Source organism: Labilibaculum sp. (assembly GCF_041595635.1).
Classification (GTDB): Bacteria; Bacteroidota; Bacteroidia; order Bacteroidales; family Marinifilaceae; genus Labilibaculum.
The window spans coordinates 1-2,600 of the sequence record NZ_JBFHJW010000126.1 but is presented as its reverse complement, the minus strand read 5'-3'; the positions used below and the strand labels follow the sequence as shown (position 1 = coordinate 2,600).

Sequence of the window (2,600 nt, the reverse complement as noted above, 5' to 3'; positions counted from 1 at the left end):
GTACCAAGAAGTGTAGTGAGTAAAAGTGTAAAAACAAATTTCATGTGTTTATAATTTTCTTTCAATGGTCATATAGCCTGTCCCGCGAAATGCGGGAGAACTCGCCAGAATTAATCATCCTTTTGTGTGCGAAACAATTCCCATGGCTCGTTTCATATACTCTAATAATTTATTTGTCATATAGCCTGTCTTTCATCTATCGGGAGAACTCGTTGTGATTAATGTCTTCCCCCGCTTAGACGAGACTGGTTGTGTATTCAAAAGTTAATTGAATGCAATAACCCGTGTAAGTTAAACTTTCGCTTAGGGTTCAGGGTTGCCTCATTCAACTATCCGGCAGAGCCGTTTTGTGAAATTGTATATGTTTTTTCTCTGTTTTATTTTTTGTTTTGGTCATGTTGGTTTCTTATTTGTATTCAAAAGTAAGATTTAAAAAGCTTTTTGTTCGCTCCAGCGTCTAAAAAATAAATCATAGACCGCATAAAATGCTTCTCCATGTTCATCATAATCTTTGTAAATCAGTTCGGCATTCAATAAAGCTTTAATGGCTTTTAGTACGGTAGCAGATGAACTCAGTTTGTATTTTTTTAAGAAAGCTTGTGCGGTTGGTTTGTATGTTTTTCCTTGTTTTGCAATGGCTTTTAAAACTTTCCATTGGTTTTTAGCTAACATATTCCTGAAAGAAAAAAATAAAACTTCCTGTTCTTTGAGTATCAATGAGGCTTCCGCTTTCCAATCAGCACTTGTAATATTTCTGGTGCGACGAGCAAATACCCGATTGCATAAAACCTGAGTAAAATAAGTATGTCTGTCTGTCCAATCTAACATTTGCTCTGCGATATCTCTGGAAACGTGGTATTTGTATTTTGAAAATAGATCGACAATAAAGTCGGTATATGCCTCTTGTTCAATTTTTTTTAGTTGTACGATTTGCGAGCTTCGGTAAAACGGACGTTGAGGTGAACCAAATAACTCAGCCATTAAATGTTGCTGACTTCCTGAAAAAATAAAAACAACATTATTCAGATGTTGTATCCGTGTTCGTAACCAGGCATCAACATTTTTTTCAGGATAATTTAGTATTTGTTGAAATTCATCGATGGCTATCACAATTTTTTGGTTTTGCTGCTCAAGAAATTCAAAAACGGAGCCGATGTTCGTTTTTGTTTCTTCATGACTTATTGAAAAAGAGGCTTGAGGTAAGCCATTCAGAGGGTCGAAACTAATGGTTGGTCGAAGGCTGGTAAAAAAATTCCAGATGGTTTTACCAAATTTCGATTTCTGAGGTGTTTGACTCATGATCGCAGTGGCAAGAATATTCAAAAGCTGGTTCATGTTTTCTGTTTCCAGTAAATCAACATAAATACCGTGATATTCTGTGGGTAGTTGATCTAATACATGCTGAATTAATCCTGTTTTACCTATCCTCCTGATAGCCATTATAGTGGTGGAATTGCCATTGTAAAGATTATCTTTAATGGTTTGTGTTTCAATCTTCCTGTCACAAAAATAGTCAGAACCCTGATAATTATTAACCAAAAATGGGTTTGATATCTTGGTCTTTGTCATCTGTTATATTGGTAAGTATTTGTTTATGAATGATTAGATAAATATAGTGACTTTGTTTTAACTTACCAAAAGTAACTTACTAAAGGTGTTGTTATAAAGGTGAGCAGTTTTTGATTGTTTTATAAGAAGAATATTGAATTTCTATGAAATATAAAGTAATATTGCGTATCATTATACATACAATTAGAGTTTAGTTTTTTATTTTTTTTGTTAAAAAACAGAATGAGCCTGCTAGTTAAATAGTGCATATGCTTTTGTTTGTCTGCGTATTATGTAGCAAAAAAGTTTTTGTTTTTTAGATTATTAAGGCGTATCGCTAATAATTAATTACCAAAGGCCAATAACCTAAAGCCATTTGATAAGGAATCAATAAAGTCAATAGAATGCCATACAAGGAACCTAAAATAGAAAAGCTGTATTATACTATCGGAGAGGTGGCCGAGATGTTTGATGTAAATACTTCCTTAATTCGCTTTTGGGAGAAGGAATTTGCTATTATAAAGCCGTTGAAAAATAAAAAAGGGAACCGTCTTTTTACTCCTGCAGATATTGAGAACTTTCACTTGATCTTTCATTTGGTAAAGGAAAAAGGAATGACTCTGAAGGGGGCTCAGAAAAAACTGGAAGAGAATCATGACGATACAGTCAATAACTTTGAGGTTGTATCTAAATTGAAGGACATCAGAGCTATGCTGATTGAGATGAAGGAAAACTTAGGGAAGGAAAATAAAATCGAGGATTCAACAGAATAAATGGATCAGCCTTTTTATCAGGAAGGCCTGCTAAATGTTAATTTTGTGAAGGCCACTATTGACTTATTGAATATTTGATATTTAAAAATTACGATAGGGGACATTAACCAGGATTATAATCAAAAATGGCTTGTGAATAATTATTATGTAGTTATTTTTTGTATTGAAGAATAGTCCTGACAAACAATACGATTATATGATTTTCAACTAAAAAATATGCGGATACAACAAGTAACTGATATTCTTGACGACTTTGCACCTCCCGCTTTACAGGAGAGT

The 2,600-nt window shown here is 33.7% G+C and carries 2 protein-coding genes; one reads left to right on the top strand and one right to left on the bottom strand.

The window, feature by feature from the left end; genetic code table 11:
• Positions 1 to 429: 429 nt before the first annotated feature.
• Entirely contained in the window at positions 430 to 1,569 is a 1,140-nt protein-coding gene (locus ABYT26_RS17615) for an ATP-binding protein (protein ID WP_372756344.1), read from the bottom strand.
• A 383-nt stretch (positions 1,570 to 1,952) separates the two neighbouring features.
• Here ABYT26_RS17615 and ABYT26_RS17610 point away from each other — a divergent pair, with 383 nt between their 5' ends.
• Positions 1,953 to 2,321: a MerR family transcriptional regulator gene (locus ABYT26_RS17610; protein WP_372756342.1), complete on the top strand. Its 369-nt coding sequence runs from the start codon at positions 1,953 to 1,955 to the stop codon at positions 2,319 to 2,321.
• Positions 2,322 to 2,600: the final 279 nt, after the last annotated feature.